This window comes from Actinoallomurus acanthiterrae, assembly GCF_054775715.1.
In genome coordinates this window covers 12,359,206-12,382,795 of the sequence record NZ_BAAHCO010000001.1, presented here as the reverse complement: position 1 = coordinate 12,382,795, position 23,590 = coordinate 12,359,206, and the positions used below count along the sequence as shown (strand labels likewise).

The following is a 23,590-nucleotide window of genomic DNA, read 5'->3' as shown; positions in this document are numbered from 1 at the left end:
CCCTTCAGCCCCACCCGGTGCGCGTCGCGTAGGAGCGTCGTCGGTGGTTCGACGCGTCCACCGGATCGATCCGCGTCGTCGCCGGGCGATGCCGTCCGCGTACGACGCGACCCACTTCAGCCCGTCCGGCTCGACCAGATCGTCGAACGCGCTGCTGCCCGGCCGAACGTCCGGCAGCCGCTCCTTCGTCCGCAGCCGCGCGAGCGTCTGGGACAAGATCGACGGCGGCTACATCCCCGACGTCGACGTGAACACCGGAACGCAGCAGCCGGTCCGCGGCAGCTGCGGTCAGTGAGGACCGCGCGGCCTGGGATACCCCTGACGTGCGTGTACACCGCCGGATCGAGCGCCAGCCGTCTCCGACGCGAACGCCCTGGCCTGCCCGACCCTCGGCGGGCGGAGGGGATTCGATTCGCGCGCCGAGGTCAAGTCCCGTACACTCTTGGACGCCAGCAGCCGTAGCTCAACGGATAGAGCATCTGACTACGGATCAGAAGGTTGGGGGTTCGAATCCCTCCGGCTGCGCCCAGGTCAAAGCCCCCTTGCGATCAAGCAAGGGGGCTTTTTGCTAACGCCTTTGCTAACAGCGACCTTCCTACGCCGCCGTAATCTGCTTGGCGAAGATGTCCGCCGCCTCCACGAACTGTTCGTTGATCACGTGTGCGTAGACCCGGAGCGTGATGGACGGGTCGGCATGACCCAGGCGGGCGGCGACCACGTGAACGGCCACCCCGGCGAGGAGGAGCATCGTCGCGTGGATGTGCCGGAGATCGTGCAGCCGGGCCGGCGGGAGTGCCTTCACCGTCTCGCCGTTCGCGCGCGCGAGCGCTCCGGACCGGCGCTCCCGCTGCGGGAGCGAGGAGCTCGCTAACGCCGGCTCGGCTTCTAGGGATTGCGGTCTCGTCGATACGGAAGGTTTAGCCGTAGCGCCTTCCCGAGGTCGTCGGCTGCGACGAGTTCCCAAGGGTCCGGCCACTCTTTGGGTGATGCAGTGTCGTAGGGCTTGAGCTCGATTGCTAGCACCGGATGGTCGCCGTCCCAGTTGATCCGAAACTGGGGCGCAGGACCGTAGGGGCGTCGTTGAGCAAGGTGGAACCCCAGGGATGCAGCGTCGCTCATCAACCGCTCTATTCGCGACCGCTGAGCGGCCTCTCTCTCTTCTTCATCTTCGGGCAAGGGCGCTGCGGCTTCTTGGACGGCTAGCTCGACGTCATCGGTGGCAGCCGCTAGCTCGGCAAGTTCGGCCTCTCCTTCCTTCCATTTGAGTCTCCGCACGCGGCCTAGAAGTTGCGTTAATGACCGGCGAAAAATGAGGCCGAGGATGATTGCGGAGAGTGGCCAGGCCAGCCGGTTTGTCATCGAGTCGATGAACTGGAGCGTGTTCACCCTCTGATCATGCATCCTCCGAGCGGCCGTAGTCTGTCCTCACCGAGCAGGACCGGTCCGGACGTTCCAGGACCCGCATGTACCGCTGAGGTCCGCATGCCATAACGATGCACTAGCAAGCGAGGAGGACCGCGCAGCTAACGGGATATATGCAGGATGACCCGATGCGTCGATGGTCAGGTGAGGCGCGCAGGCCCAGGTCAGCGGAGGCGCACGTCTCCGATCACCGACCCTCTGTAAATCCGCCGGCGCTCGGTGCGGTGTCTCCTGCTGTACAGCACGGAAGTACAGCAACACCGCCGTACAGCACCAGGCGTGCTCCGACGGCACTATACGTCTGAGCAGCGCGGACCAGGGACGACCTTGATCGTGCCGGTAGTTCGCATCGAGAGGGTAGTCCGGCGATGGGCGCTCAAGACGATCGCCATGGATGGTTGGGTGCCGAGCACCTTGCGGATGTCGCGGCTGACCAGCTCCGTGCTTGGCTTAGCGGCCTGCACCAGGCGCGCCGAGGGGATGAAAGTGGTGTGATCCTCCGAGACGAGGTACGCCATTCGTTCTTCCGTCCGACTTGCCAACCGATGGCTAGATGCTCGAAAACCGTCTGGGTTTCTAGTGGTCGGGGATCGGTTCGGCAAGGGTCGACCGAGCCGCGGGTGCCGGGAAGGGCGCGGCGAAGTACTGGGTCTCGTGCGTCACTAGGCCGTTGGCGAACTCCATGATGCTCACCGTGTAGGTGGGCGCGCCGTCGTAGGTGATGATGCATTCGCTCACCCACAGGTCGCAGGTGCCGGAGATCCGCAGGACGGTGAAGTGGCGCTCGGCCGGGTGCCCGCCGCGCTGTGCCTGGATCCTCGATCGGCCACGGAAGCGTTCCCCTGACTGCGGGTAGTCGAGGATGGCGTCCGTTGCGTAGATCGCGTGCTCGGTGTCGACGTCTCCGCGCTCAGAGGCCGCCCAGTGCTGTTCTATCCCGGCCCGGGTCTCGGCGTCGTGATCCATTGCGCTGCGTACCTGCCCTCGTGCGAGGCCCAAGGGACGATGAGGACCTTACCCACGACGGTGCTGCGCGACTCCGACGGCGCGCACGCTGTACACAGACAGATACAGCAACGACCGCACACCGGACCGCTCCAGCATTACCAGCACACGCCTGACGCCAGTGAACGTCGTATCGGCTGAGGAGTGCGCATAGTTCGGGACGAAGGGCGGAGTGCCACAGGTTGCTAACGCGTCCGCTAACAACGGCTCTGGACAGCCCTGGACGGTGACGGACGGTGGGGCGGCCCGGACGCAGGTCAGGGGATGGATCTGGACGGCCGTGGACGTTCCCGATCTTCCTACGGATCAGAAGGTTGGGGGTTCGAATCCCTCCGGCTGCGCACCACGTCAAAGGCCCATTCCGGTCAAGGAATGGGCCTTTGCTTTTGGCCGTGGGAGCCACCCGGGTCAGGACCAGAGGGGATGACCCGGCGGGCGTTGCTATGGCGTGGGCACGCTTCTGCGGCGGTTTGGCGGTTGCCGGCCGACGTAGGCGCATATCCGATCTCGACCGCTGAAGCCCACGAGTAGGCCCCCTGGCCTGTCGGCTTCGGATTCGGTCTGGTGGAAGTAGACGGTCGCGCTGAACCAGGGGCCATCGTCCGTGATCTCCTGGTGAAGGACGAGGTCGTGGACCTCGACCAGTCCAAGCTCTTCTATCGAGTCCGCGACCCGCCGTAGCAGGGCAGGCACGTCACCTTGTTCCGGCCCGGCCGGGTTCGCTTGCGAGAAGTGCCGAATGGCCCAGGAACTCGTCATGCGATCATCATCGCGGGTCACATGCACGCGTGCGTGTGGCTCCCGGGAGCCACGGCGGGAGCCACACGGGTCAGCCAAGGTGGCTGAGTTCGCGTGATCCGACCGGGGCGTCCCAGTCGATGGCGTGGTCGAACATCCACGCCATCTTCTCGGGCTTGATCAGTCGAGCGAAGATCCGGAGTGCCCAGGCGTTGAGCACTCGGCCCACCGGTCCGGCGGCCTTGGCGCTGTTTTTGTGGGTGGTGGCTTTGATGATCTTTTCGACCCGGGGGCGGCGCAGTTCCTCGTAGGTGGCGAATGCCGCGTCGTGCGGTAGGTCGCGCAGGCACCGGGCCAGCTGCACGGCGCTCTCGATCGCCAGGGACGCGCCCTGGCCCGAGCTGGAGGACGGAGCGTGGGCGGAGTCGCCGACCAGCACCATCCGGCCGCGGCTCCAGACCGGGACCTTGGGCGGCATGTTCTCCATCGGCCCGACGACGACCAGATCATCGGGCCGGGTCCCGGCGATGAGCTGCCGGGCGGGCGTACGGTCTCCGGCGAACGCCGCCTCCAGGACGGGCAGCCACGCTGAGGCAGGGGTCTGCTGGGTCTCGGCGGCGGTCATCGGCTCCTCGTGCGGAAGGTTGACGAACCAGACCGCGGTGTCGTCGTCGAACACCTGGTAGCCGAAGAAGGCCTGCTTGCCGAAGCTCATCGGCATCTTGCCCCGGGTCGAGGCCACACCGGGGTGCTCCACCCGCGCACCGAAGCTGATCAGACCGGCGTACGTGGGGCCGGGCGCGTCGGCGTCGATCAATGTGCGGACCGTGGAGTGGATGCCGTCGGCTCCGATGAGGACGTCCCCGGTGGCCGTCGTCCCGTCGGCGAAGTGCGCGGTGATCGAGTCGGGAGCCTCGGTCACCGAAACCAGCCGCTTGCCGAATTCGGTGCGGATGCCACGGCGGGCGGCCTCCTGATTGATGGCCTGGTAGAGGTCGGAGCGCCAGAAGAACCGCATCGGGGGCACACCCGGCGGGTTACCGAACTCGGCCAGCCGCCGGCCCTGCCCAGTCCTGCATGACGATCCCGGTCATGGGCTGTCCGGCCGGTCGGACCAGGTCGCCGAGGCCTAGGACGTCCAGCGCGTCCAGGCCGTTGGGAGCAAGGCTCATGCCGCCGCCGACGCCTTCGGCGCTGCGCGGGTAGGCCTCGAGAACGGTCGCGTCGATGCCCGCCTTCTGGAGGGCCATCGCGGCGATGGGACCGGCGATCCCGCCGCCGATGATCAGTGCTGTCTTCGTCATGGCTGTGTTCGTCATGCCGCGATAGTCGCATCGCAACTAGTATCAAGTCAACTAGTAATCTCGCGGCTAGTATCAGAACCATGACCACACCCAAGGGATCCCCGCTCGCCCTGACGATCCTGGGGATCCTGCACACCCGCCCCCTGCACCCGTACGGCATCCAGCGCCTGATCAAGCAGTGGGGAAAGGACCAGGTCGTCAACGTCGGCCAGCGGGCCACCCTCTACCGGACGATCGACCGCCTGCAGGGCGCCGGTCTGGTGGCCGTACGGGAGACCGAGCGCGACAGCCAGTACCCGGAGCGAACCGTCTACGAGATCACCGAGGCCGGGCGGCGCGCGACGCGCGAGTGGCTGGAGGAGATGCTGACGGTTCCCAGGCAGGAGTTCCCCGACTTCCCGGTGGCGCTGTCCCACGTCCTGATGCTCGAACCGGCCGAGGCCCTGCAGCTCCTGGAGCGCCGGGAGGCCCAGCTCTCGGCGGCGTTCCAGGGCCTGGAGGCGAACGCGGGCGCGGCGGAGTTCCTGCCGCGCGTGGTGACGCTGGAGTCGGAATACGTGCTGAGGACGGCGCAGGCCCAGCTCGACTGGATCCGGTCGGTCATCGCGGACCTGCGCAGCGGGCGGCTGACCTGGTCGATGGAGGAACTGGCGGCCATCGCGTCGGGACAGACCGAGCAGTACGAGGAGTAACTACCGGAACCTCAAGGCCACGGTCGTGGCGCATTTGGACGCGCGCCACCGCAGGCTACGGGTCAGAAGCTCGGGGGTTCGAATCCCTCCGGCTGCGCAAAGGGAAAAGCCTCTGTCCGGTGTTCGAACAGGGGCTTTCTGCTGCCTGTACGGCGGAACCCTGGTGTCGGTTCCCGCGGGGAGATCAGCGGCTGTAGCGTTTGCACTTCAGGGCATTGAGGGAGCCGTCGAGGAGGCAGATCCGCACAAATGCTGCTCCTCCCTTGACATTTGCGGGAACGACGAAGCGGAACAACCTCGTGTCGGCATGGGCCTCGTCTTCGGCTCGGCTGACCGCGTGCGACAACGTGCGCCCTCGGCTGTTGAGGGTGTCCCCGCCGGTGTTCCGGAATTGCCCAACGGTTCGGTCGGCTACCGACGTCTGCGCTCCCCGCAGACGCACCGATCGGCCGTACCAGGTAATGATTCCCTCAGTCCGAGTGTTCCCGAATTCCACATCGAAACGGGTTTCGGTGGCGGCTTCGGCGGCGGGCACGCTCAGTAGCGTTCCCGCAGACAGTACGGCGGCGCCGAGGGCGGTGGCGAGGTGCATGCGCATGCGGTCTCCAAAATGGTATGAGAATGACGCAACCTTACCGGAAAAGGGTGGCCATTGCCGATGCTGCCGGATCTACGAGTGGGGGTTTTTCGCCAACGCAGTTGCTGACAGCGATCTTCCTGCGCCGCTGCAATCTGCTTGGCGAAGAATGAGACCTCCGATACCGCTAAGGCGTCAAGCAGCAGGATGACGCCAAGCCGGTCGAATCCGCCGACGAGATTCAGCGACGGTGTCGTGGCCGGGTAAATGAAGGGCGGGTCGCAGGTGCGATGCCGCCATTGATGAGGACGTAATGGTCAGGCCGACGGCGACCAGATGTAGGGGGTCGTGGTGGTGACGGGGTTGAAGCCAAGGCGCTCCAAGATGGGGCGGCTGTCGTCAGAGGCGTCGACCTGCAGGTACTGGCAGCCGTGCTCGGCGGCCAAGCGCGCCCGGACGGCCACGAGCGTCCGGTAGATACCGCGGCCTCGCCACGCTTTCAGTGTCGACCCGCCCCACAGGGACGCGAAGATCCCGTCCTCGCGCAGGACCACCCAGGCGGCCGCGACGACCTGGCCGGCGGCCTCCGCCGTGAAGATCGCCAGCCGTTCGGAAGCGGCGGCCAGTCTCCCGGCCAAATGGTCACCGATGAAGCCGCAGTCGCGCCCCCACACCTGTGACTCCATCGCCACGATGGCGGGGATCGCCTCGCCGCCGACCCGGCGGATTACGACCCCGTCGGGGGCGGGAGGTGTGGCCGGCAGGTCGGTGATGCGGCCGATCTCGACCGTCTCGGTGGGCTCGGCGACGAATCCCGCGGCTCGCAGCCGGTCAGGCAGATCGCCGGGGAGGTCGTGGCCGCGGGTCTTCCATTCCACGGCCTCGCCGCGGGCGCGGAAGAAGGCGATCTGCGCGGCGATGAGAGCGTCGACGTCGTGGCCGGACAGGTCGCGCGGACCGGTGACGAATCCGCGATGCTCTCCGACGACCCGCAGTAGCGGACCGTCCTGCTCGATCCATGCGCCTTGCGCGGGAACGCCCGTCCCGCGCAGATGCTCGTCATAGGCGGCCAGAAGATCCTCACTCATCTGGCGGGAACGATGTAGAGGTGGCTCATCGCCGATCGATGGGTCGAGGTGGAACCGCGCCGGTCGGGCAGGCCGACCGCGGTGCCCTGTACCGCGCCCTTCTCGCCGCGCAGCCAGTCCACCCGCACGTAGGCGTTGAAGACCGGGGCGCAGCCCGGTGCTTTCGACACTGCGAAGTGCGGGGTGTACAACGGCACTACGGCGTGGTGCACCCAGTACGGGATCGTCTTGGTGACGCTCGTCGAGGAGTTCGTGTGGCAGATCTTCTTGCCCGTCGCGTTCCACTGGTTGACGATCAATGTGAACCGGGCGGTCGAGGAACCGTTCTTGTCGCACGCGCCGGTGCGCTGGCACACCTGGTAGTCCACGTCGCCGAAGACGCTGAGTTCGCGGAGCCCGGCCGGCGCGGTGGTGATCGGCAGCGCGGGCTGGCGTAGGGTCCGGTGGGTCGAGTCGACCGGCAGGTCGCCGTAGGGGATCTCGTAATCGAGCGGTTTGCCGTTCGCCGCGTTGGCGACCGAGGTGTCGGCGAATCGCAGTGAGCCGCCCGCGACCTGCACCGACGATGTCTGCTTGTATAGCGAGGCGACTCTCGCGTACGTCGTGCAGGTGGCGGTCGTGGCCTTGCCGGGGTGCAGCAGGAATTTGGTGACGATCCAGATGTCCTCCCACTGCGGGTTCTTGCCCGTGCCCGCGTAGAGGTTCTGGCCCATCACCAGGTTCTTGCTGCCGCCCGGCCACGTGCAGCGCACTTCGTTGTCCACCAGCGTTCGTACGGTGGCCGCGTTCGCGCGCAGCGACGAGACCACGTACGCGGTCTGGTTCGCGGTCATCGCCAACCGCACGGTGCCGAGCGCTACGACGTTGTGGTCGATCCCCGATTTCGGTGGCGGCGGGCCGGTGACCCGCTTCGGTGTGAACGTGACCGACGAGGCGGCGGAAGCCCGGACCGGAGGGCAGTGGCCTGTCCGTTCTCCGATGCTGTTGATCTCTGCGCTGGACCTGGAGTCACCCGAATAGTCGTTCTGGTCGGTGCACTTCACGCCGGCCTTCACCTGCGTACTCACCGCAGCCCTCGCGCTTTTCTGGGCCGGAGTCGCGGTGTTGGTGGGAGACGAAGCGGCGTTCACCGCATCTCCTCTACAACCGGTCAGGAAGACGCCCAGTGTCACTAGTGCGACCGCACCGAAGGTAGCCCTCGTCGCCGGCAAAAGACTCTCCTCAGTTCGCTGTCCGCGCACCCGTGATCGCGTCACACTCCTGTGACGCGGCGGGGGCTGAAAAGGTTCACGGATCGAAGGCGGGCACCTACCAGCTGTGGCGTACGGACGCCGGGCAGGCGTCGAGAGGACCCGGCTTCACGGTCTCGTCGTTGGCAACGCGTCGCGCGTGTGGCCCGCGAACGCCGGACATCATTCACCCACGGGGGCTTCTCCCTAACGTCTCGGCGGAAATTCGCTGGCGGGCCGGGTGCCCGAGGGCCAGCATGGCCAGAGTGAGCGACCAACCCCAACGGTGGAGTCAGGCGACCGTCTACCCGGACATGTGGGTGAACCCGGATGAGGATCCCCGCGACAACGCCGGAGCCAGCCCGGACGGCGAGCTGGCGACGCTGCAGGACTATCTCGCGAACTACCGACTGACCCTGCTGATGAAATGCGAGGGTCTCAGCGCGGAACAGCTGGCCCGTCGGTCAGTGCCGCCGTCGACCATGTCGCTGCTCGGCCTGCTCCGGCACCTCGCCGAGGTGGAGCGGGACTGGCGCGGCTGGATCCTGCCTGGCGACCCTCCACCGAGGCTGTACGACGCGGGCGACGCCGACTTCGACGGAGCGGTCGCCGAACAGGCGGTGGTCGACGCCGCGTACGCCGATCTGGCCCGTGAGCAGGCGGCCACCGATGCCGTGCTGGCCGGGCATTCGGATCTAAGTGTGCGTCTGGGGAAGGACGCCATCGCCGTCCGGGAGCTGCTGGTGCACCGGATCGAGGAGTACGCCCGTCACTGCGGCCACGCGGATCTGTTGCGGGAGTGCGTCGACGGTCGTGTGGGTCAGTGAGGCGCGAGTAACGACGATCGCCCCCCGCGTCACTTCCGGCCGGCTACGGAACGGTCCTCCTGCCACCGTCGCACTGCCGTTTGCACGGCCTCTTCGTCTTCAAGCGCGCGGGCACCGGATGCGCCTGCGGCGCCGAGGATCAGTTCGCCGTCGGTGACCAGAACACCGCCCGCCCACGGGACGAAGTCGCCGCCGTAGAGGTGCTGGATGCTGTCGACGATTCCCCCGGGGAGGTCGATCTGGCCGGAGGGCTTCAGCGCGGACAGCGCCGTGCGTGCCTTGGCCACGGCGATTCGGCTGGTCATGGGCATACCGCCGTCGCCCCGCCGTAGGGTGATCACCTCTCCGGCAACGTCGACGACGGCCACCGCAAGCGGAGGGAAACCTCGCTCCGCTCCGACCGCCAACGCGGCCTGCACCAACCAATCCGCGTCGGCCAACTTCAATCCAGGAAGGCGTGGAGTATCAGACATGAAGGCGAAATTAACGGCGACAACCCACGGAAGTCAAAGGGCGACCAGTGCGGCCCAGAGCGCCTCTCGAACGAGAGACGCTCCGGCCGGACGTTCCTTGTTACCGCTGGACCGGAGGGCAGTAGCCTGTCCGCTCACCGATGCTGTTGATGTCCGCGTTGGGCCTGGAGTCACCCGAGTAGTTGATCTGGTCGGTGCATTTCACGCCGGCCTTCTTCCGCGTACCCGGTGGAGTTTTGCTCCCTTCGACCGGAGGGCAGTGGCCGGTCCGCTCACCGATGCTGTTGATCTCTGCGTTGGACCTGGAGTCACCCGCATAATTGATTCGATCGGTGCACTTCACGCCGGCTCCCACCCGCTTGCCCACCGGAGCCCTCGCGCTTTTATGGACCGGAGTCGCGGTGTCGGTGGGAGATGATGAAGCCGCGTGCGTCGAACTTCCTGTGCACCCTCCCAAGAAGATGCTCAGTGTCGCTACTGCGATCGCCGCACCATAGGTGGCCCTTTTCGCTCGCAAAACACCCTCCTGAATTCGCTGTTTCGTGCTCCCCCGTATTGGGTCACACTCGTGAGATGCGGTGGAGGTCGGTAAAGTTCACAGATAGAAGACGGGTGCGTCGCGTCTCGCGGCGATCGTCGCGATCACGGGGAGACGACATGCGCTTGGGGAATCGCGCGGTGGTGGCACTTCTCCTGGTGGCCGGGGGCGCGGTGGCGGGGTGTGGTCCGCAGCACAGCGATCGCGCGGTCATCGGTGTGGATGCTCCGGCCGCCTTAGCCGATCGGCCGGTCCACTTGACGGTCGGCGGCCTCGTCCCGCATGACACCGTCGAGGTGAGCGCGGACGCCCAGGACCATCTTGGAGCCGGCTGGCGGAGCCGGGCCGTCTTCCGTGCGGACGGCCGCGGGACGGTCGACCTCGACCGGACCCGGCCGCGCTCGGGCACGTACACGGGCCTCGACGGGATGGGGCTGTTCTGGTCGATGGTCCGGGCCACCGGCGACCCGGACGAAGGCTTTTTCTATCCGCTGTTTCCGTACCTGCAGGCGGCCTATGACGTGCGGGTCACCGTGACCGCACACGGCCACCGGCTGGCGACTCGGACACTGACCCGGCAATGGGTCGCCCCCGGCGTCACCCACAAGAGTTTCACGGTCGCGGCCGACAAGGTCGACGGCGACCTGTTCCTGCCGCCTCCGGGCCGGGGCCGCCGCCCCGCTGTACTGGTGTTCGGCGGCTCCGAAGGAGGCAACAGCGGGAACTTCGACGCCGCCCTGCTCGCCTCACACGGCTATCCGGCGCTGTCCTTGGCCTACTTCCACGACGCGGGTCTGCCCGCCGTCCTCCAGGACATCCCGATGGAGTACTTCGCCCGGGCGGCCCGGCTGCTGGCCGCCCAGCCGGGCGTCGACCCGGCCCACGTGGTGGCCCGCGGTTACTCCCGTGGCACCGAGGCGGCACTGCTGCTCGGCCAGCTCTACCCCGACCTGATCCACGGCGTCATCGTGTACTCACCGTCGGACAGGGTCCACCTGGGCCTCGGCGCCCACGTGCCCGGAGGGGACGCCTGGACGTGGCACGGCCGCCCCATCCCGCAGGAGGTGATCCCACTCGACCACGTCGACGGTCCGGTCCTGGCGATCGCCGGGACACAGGACCGGCTCTGGCCGATGGCGAGCGACTGGGCCGGGGAGATCGTGACCGAGCTCTCCCGCGACCGCTTCCCGCACCAAGCGCTGATCTACCCGGGAGCAGGTCACGGCGTCGGTACCGCCCCCTACACCGCGGCGGGCACTCGTTCCTGGAACGCGCTCGCCGGCAGGGTTCTCGAGGAAGGTGGCACCCGCGCCGCCAACGCCGCCGCGAAGGCGCAAGGTTGGCCCAAGGTGCTGGCCTTCCTCGCCGCGATGGGCCGCTGACACCTGTCGCACCGGGCTCGCGTGTCCATGCATGCGTTCAGGCCCGTGCCGGGCCTGTCGGCTTGCGGGCGAGGAGGTAGCCGCGTCGCACCTTCTCGGTCGCGCCGGTGGGTTCGCGGGTCATCCGGGCGACTTCGGTGAAGCCGGTCTGCCGCAGTAGGGCGGAGACGCGGCCGATCGGCCATCGGTGGGCGACCAGCGACACGTCGTGGCCGAACGCACGCTCCAGGCGCAGCGGCTGGTCGCCGATCTGGAAGACGAGCAGTACGTGCCCGCCGGGTGCGAGCGCCCGGTGGAACTCCGTGAACAGGTCCGGGAGCCGTTCCGTCGGGATGTGGATGACGGAGTACCAGGCGACGATGCCGCCGAGGGCTCCGTCCGCCACGTCCAGCGCGGTCATCGTGCCTTCCGTGAACCGCAGGCGGGGATGGGTCCGACGGGCGAGCGCGACCATGGCCGGCGACAGGTCGACGCCGTAGACGTTCAGGCCGAGCGTGTCGAGGTGCGCGGTCACGTGGCCGGGGCCGGCGCCGAGATCGGCGATGGGGCGGTCCGTGCCCTCGGCTCGTACGAGGTCGGCGAACGTGGAGAGCATGGCGCGGTCCAACGGCCGGTCGTCGAGTCCGGAACGGGACGCCTCGCCGTAGGTGGCGGCGACGGTGTCATAGGCGGCCTGAGTCGTCCGCAGGAAAGAAGGCTCTCTCACGAGATCACCGTAACCGAATGGGGCGTGGCCCGGAAGCCCAGGTCTCGCCATATTGAAATACGCGATATGTCGGGGATTATTGCTGGAAGTGCTCGCGGTGCGAAGGCCGACAGTGAAAACGGTTCGCCTTGGCCAAAGATGAATGTGCGATTACTTTGCGCATTGCGCTGACGGGTAGATCCGGTCCGGATTCGAGATTCCTGGAGTTAGGAGAATCATGGAACGTGGCCGGACTCTCATAGCCGCGCTTTTCGGGCGGCTGGGCCTGATCATCGGTCTCCTGGTGGGCGCGTCGCTCACCGCAGGGCCGGCGATGGCGATCCCGCCCGCGTCGGATCCGATCAGGGTGCCGCTCTACCGCATGTGGAACCCGGCGATCGGCGACCACTTCTACACGACGTCCGTGCAAGAGCGTTACCGGGCGATCGCGAGGTACGGCTACACGGACGAGGGCGTCGCGGCCCGCGTGTACGCGACTCCGCACTTCGGAAGCACACCGTTGTTCCGGCTCTGGAGCCCCTCGGCCGGTGACCACTTCTACACGACGTCCCTGGAAGAGCGCGACCGGGCGATCGCGAGGTACGGCTACACGGGCGAGGGGATCACGGCGTGGGTGTACGCGACTCCGCACTTCGGAACGACGCCGTTGTTCCGGCTCTGGAACCCGACAATTCGCGACCATTTCTACACGACTTCCGCTGAAGAGCGGGACAACGCGATCGCCAGGTACGGTTATACCGACGAAGGCGTCGCCGGCGAGGTCTTCCCAGCCTGAGTTCGCATCGATTATCCCTGGCGTTCACGGCTTCCTTGGAGGCGGTGACCGTCAGGGATTTTCGTGTCCGCCGGGCCGGTGGCCGTCACGACGCGTCGTCGGCGGCGCTGCGGCTCTCAGTGTCCGCGAGGGCGGCGGCGACGTCGTCGTACATGGGGAGGCGCTGGGCCAGTCCGGTGATCCACAGGACTCGCGCGGTGCGGTACTTGGCACCCGCCAGGGCGAGGTAGCCGTCTTCGGTAGCGGTGAGGCGCTTCCAGTAGGAGACCACGGTGCTGAGGGCGCTGGTGTCCATGAAGTCCAGGCCGGTCAGGTCGAGGATGATCTTGCCGCCGTGCTCCTTGATGACCTTGTCGAGGCACGTGATGAGCTCGGCCCTGCTGATGATGTCGAGTTCGCCGCTGATGCCCAGGACCGTACGGTCGCCATGCCGGCTGGAAGAGAGTTCGAGCGCTGCCATGGTGCCCCCCTCGGCCGTGGAGGACCCACGGTACCGGTCAGATGTACCGCGCTGTCGGAGAGAGTTCCAATCGTACGACTGTGCCGTTGATTCCCGTCCTGATGTCGACTGCGGAACAGATCTGACGGGCGACCCAGATGCCCATGCCGCCTTCCGCGTCGAGCGGCGGGGGGCTTCCGCCGGGGGCGTCGGCGGGTGTCCAGGTGCCACTGTCGTGGATCTCGGCGATGACGCGGCCGTCCTCGGTCCACATGTTCAGCTCGGCGTGGGGCGAGCCGTGGCGTACGGCGTTCGTCGCGATCTCGTTGACGGCGATGACCAGGTCGCCGATCAGGCCTTCGTCCACCCTGCAGCGGCGGGCGTGCACTTCGGTGAAGTGACGCACGCCTGGCAGCTGTTCCGCCGTGAACTTCATCTCGCTCATGGAGCCGGCCGAATCGCTCGGTGGTCGCTGCCAGGGCCTTGTCATGGAGTGCGTAGCCGCCATAACGAGCCCTCGCATGTCTGTCTCACCTTGCCCGTCATTCGAGGTCATACTCACCCGTGCCATCGCGACTCAGGACTGCGCAGTGTCATATACCCATTTGACGCGCTTTGCTGCGCGCCGGTGCCGACTTCCGGAAACTTCGGTCCGGCCGGGGCGGCCGGCTCGGCCGGGGCGGCCGCGGCGACCATGGCGGCCGGAGTCGGCCGTGCCGGGCGAATCGTTGGGGCGCGTACGTGGTTACGCCGACGCGGAGGCTGACGCCCCTCGGCGAATGATCGGATTTGGCCTACTTTGCCAGTAGCAGACGCTTCTGGGGAGGACTGGTGGCCATCGTCGTAAGCCTTGCCGCAGGGGAGGACCAGCCGGTCGATCCCCGCGCCGACGCCTTCGTCCTGTTCCGTACCGAACTCTCCGACACCCACGGGCTGCACGGAGGCGACCTCTACTCGATCATCGTCGGAGGGGAGTACTGGGCGCTCTGCGACGCGCTCGCCGTCATCACGGGGCTGAAAGCGGACGACCCGGTCGATGTGGCCTGGACCCGGATGAACGCCCAGGGCACGTCCGTCGTCGACGATCCCTGGCGAATCACGTACCGGGGCGACCCGGGAGGCGGCCTCCGGGCGTCGCACGGCGGCCAGTTCGACCTCGACCGTACGGTCCGGCTCCGCCTCCGGGTCCATAACCCGAACGACTACCCGGTCACCGTCGGCGCCGCGACGGCCGCCCGGATCGCGCTGGTCGGCTACTGATCCGCACCGCTCGGCTGCCGATGACCTGAGCCTGTCGGCTACTCATCCGCGCCGCTGCCGACGACGCGAGCCTGTCGGCTACTGATCCGCGCTGATCCGGCCCCGGTCCGCCGGGGTCGGATCAGCGCGGAGGAGACCATCTCAGCGGCCGAACCGCACCTGACCGCGAGCGTCGGCGGCGAGACGTACGGCGTCGCCGTCGCGGATCGGGGCCTGCTCGCCGGGTTGGAGCCGCCGGTCGTTGACGAAGGTGCCGTTCGTGGAGCGCTCGTCGCGGACCCACGCCTGGCCGTTGCCGTCGATGCCGATCGTGGCGTGCCGGCGCGAGACGTTGTCGAACCGCGAGAACGTGCTCGCCACCGGCGACTGCACCGGGTCACGGCCCAGCACGAGCTCCTGGCCGGCACCGCACTGCAACTCGCCGGAGGAGAACTGGAGGAACACCGTGAGCTGCTGCTGCTGACCTGGGCCGCCCGCCTGGTCGTGCAGCGGACGCAGGCACGAGACGCAGACCGGGTTGCCGATGTCGGGGATGTCGGCCCCGCAGTGCGGGCAGAACGGCGTGAACGCGGCCGTCGACTCCCCACCGGTCATGGTGGGCTCACGCGGCGGCGGCGGCACGTGCGGAGCGCCGGGACCGCCGTAGCCGCCGCCCCCGTACCCCTGCTGCTGGGGCGGCGCGTACTGCTGCTGAGGCGCGCCGTAGCCCTGCTGCTGGTCGTGCTGCGGAGGTGCCCCGTACGGGGACTGCTCCTGCTGCTGGGGCGCGCCGTACGGGGACTGCTCCTGCTGCGGCGGAGCGCCGTACGGCGACTGGTCCTGCTGCTGCGGCGCGCCGCCGTAGGGCTGCTGACCCTGCGACGGCGGATACGACGAGTTGCGCTGCTGATCCTGCGGTGCGCCGTACCCCTGCTGATCCTGCGGCGCGCCGTACCCCTGCTGCTGCTGGGGCGCGCCGTATGGGGACTGCTCCTGCTGCGGCGGAGCGCCGTACGACGACTGGTCCTGCGGGGCACCGTAGGACTGCTGCTGCTGATCCTGCGGGTACTGCTGCTGCGGCGCGCCGTAGGGCTGCTGCTGTTGCTGCTGCTGGTAGTCCTGCTGCGGACCGCCGTACCCCTGCTGCTGCGGAGCCCCGTAGGGCTGCTGCTGCTGGTCCTGCTGCGGCGGGTACTGCTGCTGCGGATAGGACGACTGGCCCTGGTCCTGCTGCTGGTAACCCCCGGGCTGCTGGGGAGCAGGGGGCGCATCGCGCCGGGCCAGGTTCGCTCCGCAGTTGATACAGATCAGATCCCCTTGCCGTACCGGAGCGGCACAGACCGGGCATGTCAGGGGCGCCATGAAACCTCCCCGGCGTGTACCCCAGAGAGCGAGAGTCGCTCCGTCAGCCGCTCCATGTCGCCCCTCCGAGGAATCCCGATGTAGTAAATACGGTTGTCTTCCACCGAAACCTGTATATGGGGGGTTTCTTCGCCCCTCGCGTCACCATAGCGTTTCTTGCCAAGGTCACTGACAGCGATGATCTGTTGGTTCGCCGATCCGCGCCACCGAAGCCCCCGATCTACTTGGTTCAGACGTTCAATGTACGGTCCCGCCACGACCGCATCGCACAACTCGAGAAGTTCGCGGGTCCGGGCGGACCTCTGGAGTCGTGACGCCGCGTAACCGCTGTACACCAGAACGTCCACCTCGGGCGGTGCCCAGGCCCGGATGCCCAGCAGCAGGGCGCGCAGCGCCTCGGGCTGCTGGAAGGGCTCTCCGCCGGAGATCGTGACCCCGTCGACGCCGCTCAGGGACCTGAGCCAGCCCAGCACCGTGGCGACCGGGATGGCCGTGCGCGGGTCCGCCTCCCACGTGTCACGGGACAGACAGCCAGGACAGTGGATCGTGCAGCCCTGCGTCCAGATGCCCGCCCGGCGGCCGGGCCCCAGCGTGGTGACCGGGAAGTGCGCCTTGGCCAGCAGGAGTGTCCGCTCCTGGTCAGGAGGACCGGCGTTCACCGCAGGTCCAGCCGGACGATGCTGCCGTCGCGGTGGATGTCCGCGACGGTCACGTCGGTGGCCGGGCCGCGGTCGAACAGCGCGCGGGCCAGGGGATTGATGAAGTACGACTCCAGGGCCATGCCGATCCCCCGGCCGCCCTTGTCGAGCTCGCTCGTGCACCAGAGGCGCAGCGACGCGACCACCTCGTCCGCCAGCCGCAGCTTCATGTGGTGTTCGTCACTTACGCGACGGCAGATGTTGGCGAGCTGCAGATCGAAGATCCGATCGGCCGCCTCCGGACCGATGAAGTCGAAGATGACGATGTTGTCGCCGAACCGGTTGAGCAGCTCCGGCCGGTTCAGCGCGGTCGTGAAGTGCTCGGTGACGGCACCACGGACCTGCGCCTCGAGGTCCTCGTACGGCATGCCGGGGGTGATGCCGCGGGTGCCGAGGTTGGAGGTGAAGACCAGGATCGACTCGGAGAAGAACGCGGTGTTGCCCCGGCCGTCGGTGAGCCGCCCGTCCTCGAGGATCTGCAGGAACTTGTCGAGGATGCGCGGGTGCGCCTTCTCGATCTCGTCGAACAGAATGACGCGGAACGGGTCCTGGCGCACGGCGTTCGTCAGCTCGCCGCCCGCCTCGAAGCCGACGTAGCCCGGCGGGGATCCGATGAGCCGGTCGCCGGCGTGCTCGGCGGAGAACTCGCTCATGTCGAACCGGAGGTAGGCGTCCTCGTTGCCGAACACCAGCGAGGTGATCGCCTTGGCCAGCTCGGTCTTGCCGACGCCGGTGGGCCCGGCGAAGAACAGCACGCCGCGCGGGCGGCTGGAGGCGCGGGCGGCCTGCGCCCCCGACAGGCCCAGGACGGCGCGCTTGAGGATGTCGAGCGTCTTGGTGACCGCCTGCGGCTGTCCGACGACGCGGGCGGGCACGCGCTCCTCCCCCTCGACGATGCGCCGCCGCAGGTGCTCGCGCTTCCAGGGGTTGTCCAGCACGCCGAGCTTGTACGTGCGGACGGCGTCGGGCAGGTCGTGCAGCGGGACGTCGCGCTCCTTGGCGAGCCGGGTGATCTCGATCATCGCCTGGAGTGTGAGCCCCTCCGCCTCCTGCGCGAAGTCGTCGGTGATGTCGAGCTCGGGGTCGGTCGTCTCGAACGCGCGGGCCAGCAGCCGCGCGGTCTGCTGCCGGTCGCCGAGATGAGGGCGCGGGATGGCGATCTCGCGGATCGCGTCGTTGTCGGCGGTCAGCCACGGTGGCAGGTCGCCGGGGCGGTCGGCCAGCCAGATGACCGGGTTGTACAGCGGCTTCGGCCGGTCGCCGTCACCGCGTACGGGCAGGGCGGTACGGGAGAGCTTCTCGCAGAAGACGAAGAAGTCGCGCTCGGCCGGCTCGAGGTCGGTGGGGCTGCGGGCGATCCGGGAGGCGTAGTCGATGACGAACGCGGCGCGCATCGGCCTGGTGGGCCGGGCCAGCGCGCTCAGGTAGGTGCGGAGCCCCTCCAGGGAGGGGACCTTCCGCTCGTCGACGCGGCTGCCGAACATGCTCGCCGCGGCGTCGGCGGCGGCCTTGTCGTCGGCGGGGTGGACTCGCAGCCCGTCGACGCGGTCGTAGGCGACCATGAAGGAGTAGCCGCTGCGGTGCAGCGCCTCCCACAGCAGCTCGCGGAGCGGGAAGAGCCGGCCCTCGTCGGGGACGAGGAAACTGTCGTGCAGGTTGCCCCAGAGGACGTACTGCGCGTGAACGGACAGGGTGGCGTCCAGCTCGCGGACGAACGCGGGCCAGCTCGCCAGTCGTGTGTCGCCCGAAGGGCCCGGCGGCGTTGTCACCTGTCGAAGCCTAACCGCTGCGGGCCCCGTCTTCCGGTGGGTGACGACCGCGTGGCCCGGGATATCCCGGTATCACGCGATCGTCACCGAACGGTCAGCCAGAGCGTTTGCGCGGGCTCTCAGCCGCCGACCGCGCTCGCCGGCGGGGTCTTGTCCTGGAAGCCGGCACCCGCGCCGCCGGCGTCCTTGCGGAGCCCCTCGATCCCGCTGCCGACCCCGTCGATCTCCCCGGGGTCGGCCGTCCCGCCCTTGAGCTTGCCGGCCAGGTCGTGCATCGACGAGCTGAGCTTGTCGATCGGACCGATCAGGACCTTGCAGAGCGTCGGGTCGGCCTGCGCGTTGGCCTTCGCCCGGCGGAGCTGGTCGAAGGCGAACACCGCGGCGATGCCCGCCTTGGCGATCGACCTCTTCCGCTTCGGGGCGCCGGCCTGGAAGGCGCCGGTCTTGAACGGCGTGTAGATGTAGCGCTTGAACGTGCCCGCCGCCAGACCGGCGCTCGTGATGAACCGGGTCTTGGCGAACTTCCTCGTCGCCTTGGTCGGGCACGCCGCCGGAGCGGCGCTCTGCTCGTTCGCGCCCGGCGCCGTCGTAGTGGTGTTCGGCGAGGCGGCGGCCGGTGGCTGCGCCTCCTGCCTGCTCTTGGTGCCGCCGCCGCACCCGGTGAGGGGCAGCAGCATTACCGAAATGATGATGAAGGATTTGCGGAGCATTCGTTTCCCCCGAATAGCCCACTGACTCGGACAATTTAGATGCGTCCTCGGCATCGCACTTCCCTTTTTACCGTGTGCGTTGCGTCGGCGTGAATAACGGGCCTTCGATAAGGTGGAGGCGTGAGTGCGATATCGTCATTCGATGTGACATCGCGGACCGCATTCGCCCTCGCTCTGCTGTTCCTCGCCGCCGCAGGCTGCGGCCACGCCGAGCGGCCTGATCCGGCGGCCACCACTCCGACCGGACCACCGTCCTCCGAGGCGTACAACGCCGATCAGCTGACCCAGGCTCTCCTCACCGACATTCCCGGATATGAGCGGTCAGGTGCCCCGCAATCGGGGCAGTACGGCTCGTTGGCCGCCGTACGGAATTCCCTGCAGATGCAGCAGGCGGCAAAACTCGACAAACCGCAGTGCGCGTCGTCCACGCGGGCCGTCTCTTCGGAAAAGGCGGTCTGGTCCGCGCCCTCCGCGCTGGTCGCGTTCGTCAAGGGCCGGGACCAGACCGCGTCGGAGACCCTGATGGCGGTCGGCCCGGACGTCGCCACCCAGCAGGTGGAGCTCCACGTGCCCGCCTCATGCCGCAGCTTCCGCGTCGCCGTCGGCGGGCGCTGGGCGACCGGCACGGTCGTCGAGGGCGGCGGCACGCGCATCGGCGAGGGCTCCCGGACCGTCGGCGTCTCGACGACCTCCGGCACGACCTCGGTCCGGACGTGGTTCGTCGTGCTGCGCTCGCGCGGATACCTGGCCACGGTCACGCTGTACGGGCCCGGCGCGACGCGGGACGAGGCCGAGCGCCTCGCCCAGCAGGCGTACCAGCAGGCCGAACGCATCCTGCCGTAGAAGGGATCTACGAGGTAACGTGCCCGTGGGCGAAGGAGGCGCGGTGGTCGGCAGGCAGGGCCGGGTGACCGGCAAGATCGGTCCAGGCCTGGTCGGGGAGGTCATGATCCCGATTCGCGGCGGGGTCGAGGCGTTCTACGCCTATCCGGCCATTCAGGGGGAGGAGATCCCGGTGGGCTCCCTCGTGGTGGTGATGGATTATCACCCGCCGAGAACCGTCTACGTCTCCTCTGCGTCTATTTGACGTCAATACCGCTGCGGCTCCCAAGGAGGAGCGATGCCGATAGTCGCCTTTGCGATCGGCGGGGTCGTCGCCGTCATCATCCTGATTGTCCTGTTCAAGGCGATCTGGCGGGTCGCCGAACCCAACGAAGCGCTGATCATCTCCGGTCTCGGAGCGAGGGCGCACAACCGGGACACCGCCGAGAGTCTCGGTTTCAAGATCACAACGGGTAAGGGCACCCTGGTCCTTCCCGGCTTCCAGACCTGCCGGCGGCTGTCGCTGGACACGCGGGTCTCCACACTCGAGGTCACCTGCGTGACCTCCCAGGGCATCAAGGTGCACGTACGCGGCGTCGTGATCTACAAGGTCGGGGACGACTTCAGCTCCATCGCCAACGCCGCCCGGCGATTCCTCGACCAGCAGAAGCTCATGGACGACAAGACGCACCAGTTGTTCGCCGGGCACCTGCGGTCCATCGTCGGCAACCTCACCGTGGAGGACCTCCTCCGCGACCGCGACCGGCTGACCAACCAGGTCCGCACCTCCTCCGCCGACGAGATGGGCAAGCTCGGCCTCGTCGTCGACTCGCTGCAGATCCAGGACATCGAGGACGAGGTCGGTTACATCGACAACCTCGGCAAGCCGAACTCCGCCGCCGTCGCCTCGGCCGCGCGCATCGCCGAGGCACAGCGCAACCAGGAGGCGACCGAGGCGGAGCAGCTCGCCGAGCAGGCCAACGCCGGCCAGATCCGCGACACCGAGATCAAGAAGCGCGAGTACCAGGGTCAGGTCGACCAGGCCGCGGCTCAGGCCCGGCAGCAGGTCATCCTCAAGGAGACCAAGAACGCCGAGCTCGAGGCCGACCGCCGGGAGAAGGCTCTGGAGGCCGAGGTCCGCAAGCCCGCCGACGCGAAGGCGTACGAGCGGGTGACGCTCGCGGAGGCCGAGCGGCAGGCGGCGGTGGCCAAGGCCAGCGCGGACGCGGAGGCCACGAAGATGGCCGGTCAGGCCCAGGCCGCGGCGACCCGGGAGAAGGGTCTGGCCGAGGCCGAGGCGATCAAGGCCAGGGCCGAGGCGCTCGCCGAGAACCAGGAGGCGGTCATCGCCCAGCAGCTCGCCGAGAACTGGCCCGAGATCGTCGCCGCGGGCGCCAAGGTCTTCGGCAACGTCGACAACATGGTCGTGCTCAACGGCGCGGAGGGCGTGGAGGACATGCTCGCCAAGGCGCTCACTCTGGGCGGCACCGGCCTCGGCGTCGCCCGGCAGCTACTCTCCTCCATGAACGGGCAGAACGGACAGCAGGACCTCGGCGCCCACAACGGTAGGCCCGCCTCCCCGGAGCAGGCCATCGAGCCGGGCAGCACCGCCTGAGTCACGTGAGGCGATGAGGGTCCGGAGCGTTCGTTCCGGGCCCTCACACGGCGTGTGGCCCGATAGCGTTCCGATATGAGCGATGCACGGGTTGCCGTCACCGTCGATCTCGTCGTCCTCACGGTCCGGGAGCATCGGCTGTGCGCGCTCGTGTGGCGTCGCGACCGGCCGCCGTACTCGGGGGCCTGGTCCCTCCCCGGCGGCTTCGTCCAACTCGACGAGGACCTGCCCGTCGCCGCCGAACGGCTGATGGCCGAGCGGGCGGGTCTGGCCGGGGTGCGAGTGCACCTGGAACAGCTCGCGACGTACGGCTATCCGGACCGCGACCCGCGTCAGCGGGTGGTCAGCGTGGCCTACCTGGGGCTCGCCCCCGACCTGCCGGCGTCCAGCCGGGCCCAGGTGCTGTGGGAGCCGGTCGATGACCTGACCCAGCGCGACCGGGCGGCGTTCGACCACCGCCGCATCCTGCTCGACGGGGTGGAGCGCGCGCGGGCCAAGCTGGAGTACTCGCCGCTGGCGGCGGCGTTCTGCCCGCCCGAGTTCACCGTCGCGGAGCTGCGGCGGGTGTACGAGATCGTCTGGGGGACGCCGCTCGATCCGCGGAACTTCCACCGGAAGGTGACGAAGGCGGAAGGGTTCCTGGTGCCGATGGACCGGACGACGACGCGGGACGGCGGGCGGCCCGCGCGGCTCTACCGTCGGGGCAGCGCCGAGTCGCTGCATCCCCCGATGATGCGCCCGGCCTGCTGATGAGCCATTTGTCCGTTTTTGGTACCTTTCTGGCCATGCCCGATGACCTCTCCCCAGAGCTCGTACGCCAGATGATCGACGAGGTCGGCGAAGAAGGCGTCGCGGCGATGGGACGGATGCCGGGTCTCGCCGCCGCCGTCGACCAGCACTCCGCCGCGATCCGCGACGTCATCGCCGCGTCAGGCGAAGAGCTCACCCCCCGCGTCCTACGGGACTACCTCGAAGGCTTCACCGACGCCGCCATCGAGCGCGGCTGGTGGCCGGGCGACGACTTCGACTGGGAGACGGTCCGCGTGATCGCCGTCTGCTCGATCATCCACGAACTCCACGAACTCGGGTAGTCACCCGGCCGACCGGTCGGCGCGTCGCCGGCCGACCCGGTCCGCGCCTCACCGGCCGACCCGGTCCGAGCGTCGCCGGTCGCCGTCAGCGCGGCCGGTCCCGCGGCTCCGGAGGTGTCTCGGGGCCGCGCGGTGGCGCCGCGCCCGTCTCCGAAGGCCCTCGCGGCGGCTCTGGGGCGCCGCGAGGGGGCATCGCGCCGGTCTCCGAAGGCTCGCGCGGTGCCTCGGGGCTCGTGCCCGTCTCCGAACGCCCGTGCGGTGCCTCGGGGGCGCCGCGCGACGTCTCCGCCGTTCCGGTCCTCCCGGGCGAGGCCTCGCTTGGGGTTCCCACGCCTCGCTCGGCGTCCTCGCGCCCGCGCGCGTACGCTCCGGTGCGGGCCGACGCCGTCTCGGTCTCCGCACGCGTCAGCCACCGCTCCCAGCGCTGCTGCATGGGCCGGACCAGGCCGCCGCCCACGCCGATGGCGATGACGGCGCCGATCGTGGCCAGGACGGCGATCAGCACCGGTTCGGTGACGGTCGTGGCGACGCCCATCTGGTTGAGGGCGGCGATGACGCCCAGCGCGACGATGAAGATCGCGGTGAGGTTCGCCAGCAGCCGACCGTACGACAGCCCGCCGAGCGCGCCGCCGACGAGGTCGCGCACCGCGTGCGCGACCGCGGAGGCGACGATGACGATGATGACGGCGACCGCCAGCCGGGGCAGCCAGGCCACGATGGAGCGCAGCACGTTGCTGACCGGGTTGGAGCCGAAGACGTTGAACGCCAGCTCCAGGGCGACCAGGAGGATCGCGTAGTACACCAGCTTGGCCAGCAGGCCGGACGCGTCGTACTCGCCGCGCCGGAGCGCCTCGCCCACCACTCCGCGTTCGGCGACGCGGTCGAAGTGAAGCCGTCGCAGGATCAGCGCGACCGCCCGCTGGATGACCTTCGCGACGAGCCAGCCGATGACAAGGATGATGACGAAGACGATCAGCCTTGGCACGATTCGTGCGACGGCGTCCAGGACGTTCTGCAGGCTCCTGCCGACATCGATTTGCGCAACGGTGCCCATGGCGATCTCCCCCCGATGGCGCGGACACCCTTTGT

General features: G+C 68.4%; 29 protein-coding genes and 1 tRNA gene. 12 read left to right on the top strand and 18 right to left on the bottom strand.

Annotated features, from left to right (window positions below; genetic code table 11):
- The first annotated feature begins 43 nt into the window (after positions 1–43).
- Together ACYVF7_RS58420 and ACYVF7_RS58415 are read left to right on the top strand one after the other, a co-directional pair.
- Positions 44–295: a hypothetical protein gene (locus ACYVF7_RS58420; protein ID WP_460357281.1), complete on the top strand. Its 252-nt coding sequence runs from the start codon at positions 44–46 to the stop codon at positions 293–295.
- A gap of 157 nt (positions 296–452) precedes the next feature.
- Positions 453–525, top strand: a tRNA-Arg gene (locus ACYVF7_RS58415).
- Between the two features lie 70 nt (positions 526–595).
- Here the strand turns inward: ACYVF7_RS58415 and ACYVF7_RS58410 are convergent.
- The 6 genes from ACYVF7_RS58410 to ACYVF7_RS58385 form a co-directional block, all read right to left on the bottom strand.
- Positions 596–802 (bottom strand): tyrosine-type recombinase/integrase, encoded by a 207-nt coding sequence (locus ACYVF7_RS58410; protein WP_460357278.1) that lies wholly within the window; start codon positions 800–802, stop codon positions 596–598.
- A gap of 83 nt (positions 803–885) precedes the next feature.
- Entirely contained in the window at positions 886–1,386 is a 501-nt protein-coding gene (locus ACYVF7_RS58405; protein WP_460357276.1) for a hypothetical protein, read from the bottom strand.
- A gap of 329 nt (positions 1,387–1,715) precedes the next feature.
- Positions 1,716–1,940 (bottom strand): hypothetical protein, encoded by a 225-nt coding sequence (locus ACYVF7_RS58400; RefSeq protein ID WP_460357273.1) that lies wholly within the window; start codon positions 1,938–1,940, stop codon positions 1,716–1,718.
- A gap of 58 nt (positions 1,941–1,998) precedes the next feature.
- Complete coding sequence (locus ACYVF7_RS58395) at positions 1,999–2,388, bottom strand: nuclear transport factor 2 family protein (RefSeq protein ID WP_360889131.1); 390 nt, start codon at positions 2,386–2,388, stop codon at positions 1,999–2,001.
- Between the two features lie 868 nt (positions 2,389–3,256).
- Entirely contained in the window at positions 3,257–4,183 is a 927-nt protein-coding gene (locus tag ACYVF7_RS58390; protein WP_460357270.1) for an FAD-dependent monooxygenase, read from the bottom strand.
- A 19-nt stretch (positions 4,184–4,202) separates the two neighbouring features.
- The gene (locus ACYVF7_RS58385) at positions 4,203–4,484 is read right to left on the bottom strand and encodes an FAD-dependent monooxygenase (RefSeq protein ID WP_460357268.1); all 282 of its coding nucleotides are present in this window, start codon (positions 4,482–4,484) and stop codon (positions 4,203–4,205) included.
- 65 nt (positions 4,485–4,549) lie between these two features.
- Here ACYVF7_RS58385 and ACYVF7_RS58380 point away from each other — a divergent pair, with 65 nt between their 5' ends.
- Positions 4,550–5,161 carry a PadR family transcriptional regulator gene (locus tag ACYVF7_RS58380; protein ID WP_460357266.1) on the top strand — a complete coding sequence of 204 codons (612 nt, stop codon included), beginning with the start codon at positions 4,550–4,552 and terminating at the stop codon, positions 5,159–5,161.
- 184 nt (positions 5,162–5,345) lie between these two features.
- Here the strand turns inward: ACYVF7_RS58380 and ACYVF7_RS58375 are convergent, their stop codons facing one another.
- From ACYVF7_RS58375 to ACYVF7_RS58365, 3 genes are all read right to left on the bottom strand, one after another.
- Positions 5,346–5,759 (bottom strand): hypothetical protein, encoded by a 414-nt coding sequence (locus tag ACYVF7_RS58375; protein ID WP_460357263.1) that lies wholly within the window; start codon positions 5,757–5,759, stop codon positions 5,346–5,348.
- Between the two features lie 296 nt (positions 5,760–6,055).
- Positions 6,056–6,826, bottom strand: a complete 771-nt coding sequence (locus tag ACYVF7_RS58370; RefSeq protein ID WP_460357260.1) for a GNAT family N-acetyltransferase — start codon at positions 6,824–6,826, stop codon at positions 6,056–6,058.
- Complete coding sequence (locus tag ACYVF7_RS58365; RefSeq protein WP_460357258.1) at positions 6,823–7,893, bottom strand: hypothetical protein; 1,071 nt, start codon at positions 7,891–7,893, stop codon at positions 6,823–6,825. The genes ACYVF7_RS58370 and ACYVF7_RS58365 overlap by 4 nt, the downstream gene beginning before the upstream one ends.
- A 428-nt stretch (positions 7,894–8,321) precedes the next feature.
- Here ACYVF7_RS58365 and ACYVF7_RS58360 point away from each other — a divergent pair, with 428 nt between their 5' ends.
- Entirely contained in the window at positions 8,322–8,882 is a 561-nt protein-coding gene (locus ACYVF7_RS58360) for a DinB family protein (RefSeq protein WP_460357255.1), read from the top strand.
- 29 nt (positions 8,883–8,911) lie between these two features.
- Here ACYVF7_RS58360 and ACYVF7_RS58355 read toward each other — a convergent pair whose 3' ends face one another.
- Positions 8,912–9,322 (bottom strand): GlcG/HbpS family heme-binding protein, encoded by a 411-nt coding sequence (locus ACYVF7_RS58355; RefSeq protein ID WP_460357253.1) that lies wholly within the window; start codon positions 9,320–9,322, stop codon positions 8,912–8,914.
- 690 nt (positions 9,323–10,012) lie between these two features.
- Between ACYVF7_RS58355 and ACYVF7_RS58350 the strand changes: the two genes are divergently transcribed.
- Complete coding sequence (locus ACYVF7_RS58350) at positions 10,013–11,275, top strand: acyl-CoA thioesterase/BAAT N-terminal domain-containing protein (RefSeq protein ID WP_460357250.1); 1,263 nt, start codon at positions 10,013–10,015, stop codon at positions 11,273–11,275.
- A 37-nt stretch (positions 11,276–11,312) separates the two neighbouring features.
- Here ACYVF7_RS58350 and ACYVF7_RS58345 read toward each other — a convergent pair whose 3' ends face one another.
- Positions 11,313–11,981, bottom strand: coding sequence for a class I SAM-dependent DNA methyltransferase (locus ACYVF7_RS58345; protein ID WP_460357247.1), 669 nt, complete (start codon positions 11,979–11,981; stop codon positions 11,313–11,315).
- 217 nt (positions 11,982–12,198) lie between these two features.
- Here ACYVF7_RS58345 and ACYVF7_RS58340 point away from each other — a divergent pair, with 217 nt between their 5' ends.
- Positions 12,199–12,756 (top strand): hypothetical protein, encoded by a 558-nt coding sequence (locus ACYVF7_RS58340; protein ID WP_460357245.1) that lies wholly within the window; start codon positions 12,199–12,201, stop codon positions 12,754–12,756.
- Positions 12,757–12,841: 85 nt separating this feature from the next.
- Here the strand turns inward: ACYVF7_RS58340 and ACYVF7_RS58335 are convergent, their stop codons facing one another.
- Positions 12,842–13,216, bottom strand: a complete 375-nt coding sequence (locus ACYVF7_RS58335) for an STAS domain-containing protein (protein ID WP_460357243.1) — start codon at positions 13,214–13,216, stop codon at positions 12,842–12,844.
- A 37-nt stretch (positions 13,217–13,253) separates the two neighbouring features.
- Positions 13,254–13,640 (bottom strand): ATP-binding protein, encoded by a 387-nt coding sequence (locus tag ACYVF7_RS58330; RefSeq protein ID WP_460357242.1) that lies wholly within the window; start codon positions 13,638–13,640, stop codon positions 13,254–13,256.
- A 386-nt stretch (positions 13,641–14,026) separates the two neighbouring features.
- Between ACYVF7_RS58330 and ACYVF7_RS58325 the strand changes: the two genes are divergently transcribed.
- On the top strand, positions 14,027–14,455 hold the full coding sequence (locus ACYVF7_RS58325; RefSeq protein ID WP_460357240.1) for a hypothetical protein: 429 nt from the start codon (positions 14,027–14,029) through the stop codon (positions 14,453–14,455).
- Positions 14,456–14,596: 141 nt separating this feature from the next.
- Here ACYVF7_RS58325 and ACYVF7_RS58320 read toward each other — a convergent pair whose 3' ends face one another.
- The 4 genes from ACYVF7_RS58320 to ACYVF7_RS58305 form a co-directional block, all read right to left on the bottom strand.
- On the bottom strand, positions 14,597–15,796 hold the full coding sequence (locus ACYVF7_RS58320; RefSeq protein ID WP_460357238.1) for an FHA domain-containing protein: 1,200 nt from the start codon (positions 15,794–15,796) through the stop codon (positions 14,597–14,599).
- Entirely contained in the window at positions 15,784–16,455 is a 672-nt protein-coding gene (locus ACYVF7_RS58315) for a 4Fe-4S single cluster domain-containing protein (RefSeq protein WP_460357235.1), read from the bottom strand. The genes ACYVF7_RS58320 and ACYVF7_RS58315 overlap by 13 nt, the downstream gene beginning before the upstream one ends.
- The gene (locus ACYVF7_RS58310) at positions 16,452–18,263 is read right to left on the bottom strand and encodes an AAA family ATPase (RefSeq protein ID WP_460357233.1); all 1,812 of its coding nucleotides are present in this window, start codon (positions 18,261–18,263) and stop codon (positions 16,452–16,454) included. The genes ACYVF7_RS58315 and ACYVF7_RS58310 overlap by 4 nt, the downstream gene beginning before the upstream one ends.
- Positions 18,264–18,382: 119 nt before the next feature.
- Entirely contained in the window at positions 18,383–18,940 is a 558-nt protein-coding gene (locus ACYVF7_RS58305) for a hypothetical protein (protein ID WP_460357230.1), read from the bottom strand.
- 177 nt (positions 18,941–19,117) lie between these two features.
- Here ACYVF7_RS58305 and ACYVF7_RS58300 point away from each other — a divergent pair, with 177 nt between their 5' ends.
- From ACYVF7_RS58300 to ACYVF7_RS58280, 5 genes are all read left to right on the top strand, one after another.
- A complete protein-coding gene (locus tag ACYVF7_RS58300) occupies positions 19,118–19,816 on the top strand; it encodes a hypothetical protein (protein ID WP_460357229.1) in 699 nt (232 codons plus the stop codon).
- Positions 19,817–19,859: 43 nt separating this feature from the next.
- Positions 19,860–20,060 carry a hypothetical protein gene (locus tag ACYVF7_RS58295; protein ID WP_360901583.1) on the top strand — a complete coding sequence of 67 codons (201 nt, stop codon included), beginning with the start codon at positions 19,860–19,862 and terminating at the stop codon, positions 20,058–20,060.
- A gap of 33 nt (positions 20,061–20,093) precedes the next feature.
- The gene (locus tag ACYVF7_RS58290) at positions 20,094–21,410 is read left to right on the top strand and encodes a flotillin family protein (protein ID WP_460357226.1); all 1,317 of its coding nucleotides are present in this window, start codon (positions 20,094–20,096) and stop codon (positions 21,408–21,410) included.
- A 75-nt stretch (positions 21,411–21,485) separates the two neighbouring features.
- The gene (locus tag ACYVF7_RS58285) at positions 21,486–22,160 is read left to right on the top strand and encodes an NUDIX hydrolase (RefSeq protein WP_460357223.1); all 675 of its coding nucleotides are present in this window, start codon (positions 21,486–21,488) and stop codon (positions 22,158–22,160) included.
- A 35-nt stretch (positions 22,161–22,195) separates the two neighbouring features.
- Entirely contained in the window at positions 22,196–22,501 is a 306-nt protein-coding gene (locus ACYVF7_RS58280; protein WP_460357221.1) for a DUF6401 family natural product biosynthesis protein, read from the top strand.
- Positions 22,502–22,586: 85 nt separating this feature from the next.
- Here ACYVF7_RS58280 and ACYVF7_RS58275 read toward each other — a convergent pair whose 3' ends face one another.
- Positions 22,587–23,555, bottom strand: a complete 969-nt coding sequence (locus tag ACYVF7_RS58275) for a mechanosensitive ion channel family protein (RefSeq protein ID WP_460357219.1) — start codon at positions 23,553–23,555, stop codon at positions 22,587–22,589.
- Positions 23,556–23,590 lie beyond the last annotated feature (35 nt).

Excerpts from the sequence above, each read along its gene's own strand:
- ACYVF7_RS58290 (WP_460357226.1), top strand. The coding sequence starts at position 20,094 with ATGCCGATAGTCGCCTTTGCGATCGGCGGGGTCGTCGCCGTCATCATC.
- ACYVF7_RS58395 (WP_360889131.1), bottom strand. The coding sequence starts at position 2,388 with ATGGATCACGACGCCGAGACCCGGGCCGGGATAGAACAGCACTGGGCG.
- ACYVF7_RS58390 (WP_460357270.1), bottom strand. The coding sequence starts at position 4,183 with ATGCGGTTCTTCTGGCGCTCCGACCTCTACCAGGCCATCAATCAGGAG.
- ACYVF7_RS58340 (WP_460357245.1), top strand. The coding sequence starts at position 12,199 with ATGGAACGTGGCCGGACTCTCATAGCCGCGCTTTTCGGGCGGCTGGGC.
- ACYVF7_RS58305 (WP_460357230.1), bottom strand. The coding sequence starts at position 18,940 with ATGCTGCTGCCCCTCACCGGGTGCGGCGGCGGCACCAAGAGCAGGCAG.
- ACYVF7_RS58330 (WP_460357242.1), bottom strand. The coding sequence starts at position 13,640 with ATGAGCGAGATGAAGTTCACGGCGGAACAGCTGCCAGGCGTGCGTCAC.
- ACYVF7_RS58275 (WP_460357219.1), bottom strand. The coding sequence starts at position 23,555 with ATGGGCACCGTTGCGCAAATCGATGTCGGCAGGAGCCTGCAGAACGTC.
- ACYVF7_RS58385 (WP_460357268.1), bottom strand. The coding sequence starts at position 4,484 with ATGACGAACACAGCCATGACGAAGACAGCACTGATCATCGGCGGCGGG.
- ACYVF7_RS58350 (WP_460357250.1), top strand. The coding sequence starts at position 10,013 with ATGCGCTTGGGGAATCGCGCGGTGGTGGCACTTCTCCTGGTGGCCGGG.
- ACYVF7_RS58280 (WP_460357221.1), top strand. The coding sequence starts at position 22,196 with ATGCCCGATGACCTCTCCCCAGAGCTCGTACGCCAGATGATCGACGAG.
- ACYVF7_RS58370 (WP_460357260.1), bottom strand. The coding sequence starts at position 6,826 with ATGAGTGAGGATCTTCTGGCCGCCTATGACGAGCATCTGCGCGGGACG.
- ACYVF7_RS58400 (WP_460357273.1), bottom strand. The coding sequence starts at position 1,940 with ATGGCGTACCTCGTCTCGGAGGATCACACCACTTTCATCCCCTCGGCG.
- ACYVF7_RS58335 (WP_460357243.1), bottom strand. The coding sequence starts at position 13,216 with ATGGCAGCGCTCGAACTCTCTTCCAGCCGGCATGGCGACCGTACGGTC.
- ACYVF7_RS58320 (WP_460357238.1), bottom strand. The coding sequence starts at position 15,796 with ATGGCGCCCCTGACATGCCCGGTCTGTGCCGCTCCGGTACGGCAAGGG.
- ACYVF7_RS58285 (WP_460357223.1), top strand. The coding sequence starts at position 21,486 with ATGAGCGATGCACGGGTTGCCGTCACCGTCGATCTCGTCGTCCTCACG.
- ACYVF7_RS58380 (WP_460357266.1), top strand. The coding sequence starts at position 4,550 with ATGACCACACCCAAGGGATCCCCGCTCGCCCTGACGATCCTGGGGATC.
- ACYVF7_RS58375 (WP_460357263.1), bottom strand. The coding sequence starts at position 5,759 with ATGCGCATGCACCTCGCCACCGCCCTCGGCGCCGCCGTACTGTCTGCG.